Source organism: Embleya sp. NPDC127516 (assembly GCF_044765325.1).
GTDB lineage: Bacteria > Actinomycetota > Actinomycetes > Streptomycetales > Streptomycetaceae > Embleya.
Genome location: NZ_JBIWJT010000005.1, coordinates 554,774 through 561,630, shown reverse-complemented (window position 1 = coordinate 561,630; position 6,857 = coordinate 554,774). Strand labels below are relative to the sequence as shown.

Here is a 6,857-nt window from a genome sequence, read left to right as displayed (position 1 = left end):
GCCTCGCTCGGGGCTTCGTGTCCCTCCGCTTCGCTCCGGGGCACGAAGCCCAAGCTTGCGGCTCCGCCGCTCTCCGCGCTTCGCGCGTCGATCGCTGGGGTGAGGGTGGGTCGGGGGCGCTGACGCGCCTGGGTGGTTTCGGGTGGAGGTTGGGGGCGTTGGGCGGTCGGTGTGGGCGTGGTCGGGGCTGAGGTGGAGGTGGTCGGTGTGGGTGATCTGACGGGCAAGGTGGCGATTGTCACCGGGGCGGCGCGGGGGCAGGGGGAGGCCGAGGCGCGGCTGTTGGCCGAGCGTGGGGCGAAGGTGGTGCTGACCGACCTGCTGGAGGACGAGGGGACCGCGGTCGCCGCCGGGATCGGGGACGCCGCGCGGTTCGTGCGGCACGACGTGTCGGACGCGGGGGACTGGGCGGCGGTCGTCGAGGTTGCCGTGCGCGAGTTCGGCGGGGTGCACGTCCTGGTCAACAACGCGGGCATCATGTGGACCAAGCCGATCCTGGAGGAGACGCCCGAAGGGCTGGATCGCATCCTCAAGGTCAATCTGTTCGGGACGTTCCACGGTATCCAGGCGGTGGCCCCGCTGATGCGCGCGAACGGCGGCGGCTCGATCGTGAACATCTCCTCGCTCGCCGGGCTCCAGGGCATCCCGGGGCACGCGGCCTACGGGTCCTCCAAGTGGGCGATCCGCGGGCTGACCAAGACCGCCGCGCTGGAGTTGGGCGAGTACGGGATCCGGGTCAACTCGGTGCATCCGGGCGCCGTGGACACCCCGATGGTCGGCAACCGCTTCACCCGCGGCGCGGGCAACTTCCCCACCGTGCCGCTGCGTCGGGTCGGTGAGCCGGAGGACATCGGCGCGTTGGTGGTGTTCCTCGCGTCGGACGAGTCCTCGTGGATCACCGGGACCGAGTTCGTCATCGACGGTGGCTCGACGGCGGGCATCGTGCCCCCGGTCCGGGGGTAACGGCCGCGCCATGCGGCGGCCGATGGGCAACCGTTCGTTTGTCGTCCGATTTGCTTAGTTGTACTATGCAAATTGCGAGCCGAGAAGTCGGCAGGCACAGATCGAAGGAACGCATCATGGCTGAACTCCAGGGCCCCAACCTGACCGACAAGGTCGTCATCGTCACCGGTGGCGCCCGCGGCCTGGGTGCCGCCGCGGCTGAGCAGATCGTCGCGGGCGGCGGGCGGGTGGTCGTCTCCGACCTGCTCGACGACGGCGCCGACACCGCCGCCGCGCTGGGCGCGAACGCGCGCTTCCACAAGCACGACGTGACCAGCGAAGAGCAGTGGAAGACCGTCGTGGACTTCACGATCGCCGAGTTCGGCCGGGTCGACGGGCTGGTCAACAACGCCGGCGTGGCCACCGGCGCGATGTTCGACACCGAGACGCTCGAACACTTCGAGTTCGTGATCAAGGTCAACCTGACCGGCGTCTGGCTTGGCATGCAGGCGGTCATCCCGCACCTGAAGGCGGGTGGCGGCGGCTCGATCGTCAACATCTCCTCCGCGGCCGGACTGATGGGCCTGGCGATGACCGGCTCCTACGGCGCGTCCAAGTGGGCCGTGCGCGGGATGAGCAAGGTCGCCGCGGTCGAGCTGGGCAGCTCCAAAATCCGGGTCAACTCGGTGCACCCCGGCATGGTCTACACACCGATGACCTCGTCCGTGGGCATTCTGCAGGGCGAGGGCAACTACCCGAACACCCCGATGGGCCGGGTCGGCGAGCCGAGCGAGATCGGCTCCGCGGTCGCCTTCCTGCTCTCCGACGCCGCCTCCTACGTGACCGGCGCGGAGCTGGCCGTGGACGGCGGCTGGACCACCGGGCCGACGGTCAAGTACGTCATGGGCGGCTGACCGGGGTGCGGGTCGTCGGGGCGAAGCGTTCACACCCATCGAGGAAAGGTGACCAGTCATGGCGGATCTGACCGGCAAGGTCGCGATAATCACCGGCGCCGCACGCGGCCAAGGCGCGGCCGAGGCACGGCTGTTCGTCGCGAACGGCGCCCGGGTCGTGCTCACCGACCTGTTGGCGGAGGAGGGCACGAGGCTCGCCGCGGAGCTGGGCGAGGCCGCGCGCTTCGTCCGGCACGACGTGTCGGTTCCGGCTGACTGGGCCGAGGTGGTCGCCGTAGCCGTCGCCGAGTTCGGCGGGCTGGACATCCTGGTCAACAACGCCGCGATCTACTGGACCAAGGGCTTCGCGGACGAGACGCCCGAGCGGGTCGAGCGCATCCTCCAGGTCAACTTCTTCGGCGTCTGGCACGGGATGCAGGCGGTGCTGCCCGCGATGAAGGAACGCGGCGGCGGCTCGATCGTCAACATCTCCTCGCAGGCCGGCCTGGAGGGCATGCCGGGACACGCGGCCTACGGCGCGACCAAGTGGGCCGTACGCGGCCTGTCCAAGACGGTCGCGCTGGAGGTCGGTGAGCACGGGATCCGGGTCAACTCGGTGCACCCGGGAACGATCGACACCCCGATGATCGCCGCGGTCGGCCTGGAGCAGGGGCCGGGCAAATTCCCGTCCGTGCCGCTGCGCCGGATCGCCGCGCCGGAGGAGGTCGCCGAGGTGGTCGCCTTCGTGGCCTCGGACGCGGCGTCCTACCTGACCGGTACCGAGCTGGTCGTCGACGGCGGTGCGATGGCCGGGATGATCCGGCCCGTCGGCAGCTTCTGAGTGCGCGTCGGGACTCGCGGAGGCGCTCCGCGGGTCCCGGGTGCCGCGCGAACGGCGCCGGGAAAAGGCGTTTGGATGCGGCGCGGGGGAGCGTGTAAAGTACTCGTGGTCGAGCGGGTGAGCCCGCCGGCCCAGTTGAATAGCGGGGCTGTAGCTCAGTTGGTAGAGCGCTTGCATGGCATGCAAGAGGTCCGGAGTTCAATTCTCCGTAGCTCCACAGACAAGACCGCCTCTCGGATTCGTCCGGGAGGCGGTCTTTTTTGTGCCCGTGGGCCGGTCGGAGTCATCGAGCGTCGGATGTGCGATGGGTCGGGAAAGGTGTGAAAGGCGCGTTCCGGGCATTGTCTTCCCGTGACCCCGACGACGGAGGTGGGCGTGCGATGACGGAGAGTCGGTTCTGGGAGCGGGCGATGGACCGGGCGGTCGTGCCCGGATACAGCCGGTTCGGGTACCGGGTGCGCCGGCGGGCCGGGTTTCCCGCCGACCCCGAGCCGGCCGCGCTCAAGGGGCGGACCGTCGTGGTGACCGGGGCGTCGTCGGGGATCGGCGAGGCGGCCGTGACCGGCCTGGCCAGGCTCGGCGCGACAGTGGTCCTGGTGGGCCGGAACGAGGAGCGCGCCGAGGCGGCCCGCCTGCGGGTGCTGGAGCTGGTACCGGGCGCCGAGGTGACCGTGCGGCGCTGCGACATGGGCAGCCTGCCGGACGTGGCCCGGTTCGCCAAGGAACTGCGCACCGAGCACGGCCCGCTGCACGCCCTGGTGCACAACGCCGGCACGATGCCCGAGGTGCGCACCGAGACCGCCGAGGGGCACGAGTCGTCACTGGCCGTGCACGTGCTCGGGCCGCATCTGCTCAGCCGACTCGTGGCCGCCGACCCCGCGTCCTGCGCCCGGGTGGTGTGGATGAGTTCGGGCGGGATGTACACCCAGCGGCTGCCGGTGGACGACATCGAGTACCAGCGCGGCCCGTACAAGGCGGCCGTCGCGTACGCGCGGACCAAGCGCATGCAGGTGGTGCTGGCCGAGTTGTGGGCCGAGCACCTGGGCGCCGGCGGCCCGGTCGTGCACGCCACCCACCCGGGCTGGGTGGACACCCCGGGCCTGCGCACCTCGATGCCGACCTTCCGCCGGCTCACCGCGCCGCTGCTGCGCACTCCCGAACAGGGCGCGGACACCGCCGTGTGGCTGTGCGCGGCCGACGAACCGGGCCGCAGCACCGGCCTGTTCTGGCAGGACCGGACCCCGCGACCGACCCACTACCGCTCGGCCACCCGGGAGAGCCGGCCGGACCGCGCCTGGTTCTGGCGGCGCTGCCAGGAACTGACCCACCCGTGGGCGGGGGAGTGCGGCGGTCGCGCGGACTGATCCCGAGGCGACCCGGGACCGGAACCCGGTGCGGCCTCGTGCCGACCGCGTTTTCGGCCCCGGGTCGAGACCGAGCCCCGGTCCGAGTCCGCGGCCGTCCCGGGTCTGGCCCGCCCTGGCCCGACCCCCGTACCCGCCCCGGCCCTTTTCGACCGCGCTCAGGCGAGCGGGAACGCGACCCCGTGCTCCTCGATCGGGCGCGGCCCGTGGATGCGGCGGTCGGCCTCGGCGATCACCACGTCGTTGATGCTCGCCTCGCGCCGCCGCATCAGGCCGTTCTCGTCGAACTCCCACAATTCGTTGCCGTAGCTGCGCCGGAAGCCACCCGCGCCGTCGTGCCACTCGTACTGGAAGCGGACCGCGATCCGGTCGGCCGTGTACGACCACAACTCCTTGCGCAGCGCGTAGTCCCGCTCGCGGGCCCACTTCTCGGTCAGGAAGGCGACGATCGCCGCGCGCCCGGTGACGAACCGGTCGCGATTGCGCCACACCGAGTCGGGCGTGTACGCGAGCGCGACGCGTTCGGGATCGCGGGTGTTCCAGGCGTCCTCGGCGGCCTGCACCTTGGCGAGCGCGTCGGCCTCGGTGAACGGGGGCAGCGGCGGCCTCACGCGGACCACCCCGACGCCTCGATCACATCGACGAAGTTCGTGCGCTCGAAGCCCGGCACGAACCGGTCGAGCACATCGGCCTTGACGTTGCCGAACGTGGTCTGCGGGCGGTGCTCGATGCCCTCGGTGAAGGCCCGCAGGATCCGCCGCCGGAAGTCCGGGCGCGGATGCGCGGCGACCACGGCGGCGCGCGCCTCGGCCGGGATGTCGTCGAGGCCGATGCCGAGTACGTCCAGCTCGACGCCGGCGGTTACCAGCGCGACCTCGGGCTCCATCCGGGCGGGGATCCCCGGTGTGGTGTGCAGCGCGATGGCGGTCCACACGATCCGCGCGGAGTCGGCGGGCAGGCCGTGCCGCAGCAGGAAGTCGCGGGCCGCGTCGGCGCCGTCGAGCTCGAAGCGCTGTTGCGAGGCCCGGTACCCGGCGGTCAGCCCCAGGTCGTGGAACATCGCGCCCACGTAGAGCAGTTCGGGGTCGAAGTCCAAGCCCCGGCGGCGGCCCTGAAGCGCCCCGAAGAGGTACACGCGGCGCGAATGGTCGTACAACAACGGGCCGGCGATGTCCCGGACCAGTTCGGTGGCCTCCTTGGCGAGCGCGCTGTCGGGGATGTCGACGTCGGCGATGCGGTCGGACATGAGGGCGGTCCTTTCCGAGGTGGGAGCGGCTGGTGTTCGTGGTTCGAGCCTGGCCCCGGATGCCCCTCCGACGCCATGTCCATCCGGACACCGATCCCTCGGATTCGGACACGGCCGGCGGGTAGCCTCGGAGTCATGCGACCTAGGAACGTGACGGTGCTCGCGTACGACGGAGTCCGGCTGATGGACGTCACCGCGCCCCTGGAGGTGTTCGGGACGGCCGCGCGGATGGGCGGCGCGTACACGCTGACGCTGTGCTCGCCGACCGGTGCGCCGGTGACCACGTCCGCGGGCACCCGGCTGCTGGTCGACGCGGCCGCGACCGAGATCGACGGCACCCACACGCTGGTCGTGCCGGGATCGGTCGACTTTCCGCAACACGCGCCGCCGTTGCCGCTCCTGGACGCGGTGACCGCGCTCGCCGCGACCTCCGAGCGGATCGCGTCGGTGTGCACCGGCGCGTTCCTGCTCGCCCGGGCCGGGCTGCTGGACGGGCGCCGGGCGGTGACGCACTGGCGGCACGCGGCGACCCTGGCCCGGCGACATCCGGGCGTCACCGTCGAGCCGGACGCGATCTTCGTTCGGGACGGCACGGTGTACACGTCCGCGGGGGTGACCGCCGGCATCGACCTTGCGCTCGCCCTGGTCGAGTCCGACGAGGGCGCCGACCTGGCTCGCGAAGTGGCCCGCGACCTGGTGGTGTTCCTGCGCCGGCCGGGCGGCCAGTCGCAGTTTTCGGTACCTTCGCGCGCCCGCGCCGCCGCCGACGACCCGCTGCGACCGGTCCTGGACGCGATCGCCACGGACCCGGCCGCCGACCACTCGCTGCCCGTGCTCGCCCGCCTCGGGGGCTTCAGCCCGCGCCACCTCACCCGCCTGTTCCACGAGCGGGTCGGCTCGACGCCGGCCGTCTACGTCGAGGCCGTCCGGATCGAGGCGGCCCAATCCCTCCTGGCCGCCGGCGCCACCGTCACGGCCGCCGCCACGCACAGCGGCCTCGGCAGCGACGAATCGCTGCGCCGAGCCTTCCTCCGCCGCCTGGGCGTCACCCCCAGCACCTACCGCTCCCGCTTCCGCAGCACCACCCAGCCCGCAGACGCCACCTCCACCACCCCCGGGCGCGTCAGCGCCCCCGACCCGCGCCCACCCGAGTGATCGACGCGCGAAGCGCGGAGAGCGGCGGAGCCGCAGGTTTGGGCTTCGTGGCCCGGAGCGAAGCGGAGGGACACGAAGCCCCGAGCGAGGCGCCGTCGCCTCGCGAGCCGGCGACGAAGTCGCCCAACAAGCAGCCGCCCCCACGACTCCGCCCCGCCACTCCACGCCCCACCCACGACCCACTCCGCCCAGGCGCGTCAGCGCCCCCGACCCGCGCCCACCCCAGTGATCGACGCGCGAAGCGCGGAGAGCGGCGGAGCCGCAGGTTTGGGCTTCGTGGCCCGGAGCGAAGCGGAGGGACACGAAGCCCCGAGCGAGGCGCCGCCTTTTTTCTCGGAGGAGCGAAGCGGGGGAGAGAAAAAAGGTGGTGCCTTGCGAGCCGGCGACGAAGTCGCCCAACAAGCAGCATCGCCTCA

7 protein-coding genes and 1 tRNA gene are annotated in these 6,857 nt (G+C 72.1%); 6 read left to right on the top strand and 2 right to left on the bottom strand.

What is annotated here, in order from left to right; translation table 11 throughout:
* The first annotated feature begins 207 nt into the window (after nucleotides 1–207).
* From ACIRL2_RS13100 to ACIRL2_RS13080, 5 genes are all read left to right on the top strand, one after another.
* Nucleotides 208–963 carry a glucose 1-dehydrogenase gene (locus ACIRL2_RS13100; RefSeq protein WP_395862828.1) on the top strand — a complete coding sequence of 252 codons (756 nt, stop codon included), beginning with the start codon at nucleotides 208–210 and terminating at the stop codon, nucleotides 961–963.
* Between the two features lie 116 nt (nucleotides 964–1,079).
* Nucleotides 1,080–1,856 (top strand): glucose 1-dehydrogenase, encoded by a 777-nt coding sequence (locus tag ACIRL2_RS13095; RefSeq protein ID WP_402231979.1) that lies wholly within the window; start codon nucleotides 1,080–1,082, stop codon nucleotides 1,854–1,856.
* A 58-nt stretch (nucleotides 1,857–1,914) separates the two neighbouring features.
* A complete protein-coding gene (locus ACIRL2_RS13090; RefSeq protein WP_402231978.1) occupies nucleotides 1,915–2,676 on the top strand; it encodes a glucose 1-dehydrogenase in 762 nt (253 codons plus the stop codon).
* 144 nt (nucleotides 2,677–2,820) lie between these two features.
* Nucleotides 2,821–2,893, top strand: a tRNA-Ala gene (locus ACIRL2_RS13085).
* A 163-nt stretch (nucleotides 2,894–3,056) separates the two neighbouring features.
* Entirely contained in the window at nucleotides 3,057–4,040 is a 984-nt protein-coding gene (locus tag ACIRL2_RS13080) for an SDR family NAD(P)-dependent oxidoreductase (protein WP_395862822.1), read from the top strand.
* 158 nt (nucleotides 4,041–4,198) lie between these two features.
* On the opposite strand, the gene ACIRL2_RS13075 is transcribed toward ACIRL2_RS13080, so the two are convergent.
* Nucleotides 4,199–4,651 (bottom strand): nuclear transport factor 2 family protein, encoded by a 453-nt coding sequence (locus ACIRL2_RS13075; protein WP_402231976.1) that lies wholly within the window; start codon nucleotides 4,649–4,651, stop codon nucleotides 4,199–4,201.
* Nucleotides 4,648–5,286 (bottom strand): HD domain-containing protein, encoded by a 639-nt coding sequence (locus ACIRL2_RS13070; RefSeq protein WP_395862817.1) that lies wholly within the window; start codon nucleotides 5,284–5,286, stop codon nucleotides 4,648–4,650. The genes ACIRL2_RS13075 and ACIRL2_RS13070 overlap by 4 nt, the downstream gene beginning before the upstream one ends.
* A 135-nt stretch (nucleotides 5,287–5,421) precedes the next feature.
* Between ACIRL2_RS13070 and ACIRL2_RS13065 the strand changes: the two genes are divergently transcribed.
* On the top strand, nucleotides 5,422–6,441 hold the full coding sequence (locus tag ACIRL2_RS13065; protein ID WP_402231974.1) for a GlxA family transcriptional regulator: 1,020 nt from the start codon (nucleotides 5,422–5,424) through the stop codon (nucleotides 6,439–6,441).
* The last annotated feature ends 416 nt before the right edge of the window (nucleotides 6,442–6,857 follow it).

Excerpts from the sequence above, each read along its gene's own strand:
- ACIRL2_RS13065 (WP_402231974.1), top strand. The coding sequence starts at position 5,422 with ATGCGACCTAGGAACGTGACGGTGCTCGCGTACGACGGAGTCCGGCTG.
- ACIRL2_RS13090 (WP_402231978.1), top strand. The coding sequence starts at position 1,915 with ATGGCGGATCTGACCGGCAAGGTCGCGATAATCACCGGCGCCGCACGC.
- ACIRL2_RS13080 (WP_395862822.1), top strand. The coding sequence starts at position 3,057 with ATGACGGAGAGTCGGTTCTGGGAGCGGGCGATGGACCGGGCGGTCGTG.
- ACIRL2_RS13095 (WP_402231979.1), top strand. The coding sequence starts at position 1,080 with ATGGCTGAACTCCAGGGCCCCAACCTGACCGACAAGGTCGTCATCGTC.
- ACIRL2_RS13070 (WP_395862817.1), bottom strand. The coding sequence starts at position 5,286 with ATGTCCGACCGCATCGCCGACGTCGACATCCCCGACAGCGCGCTCGCC.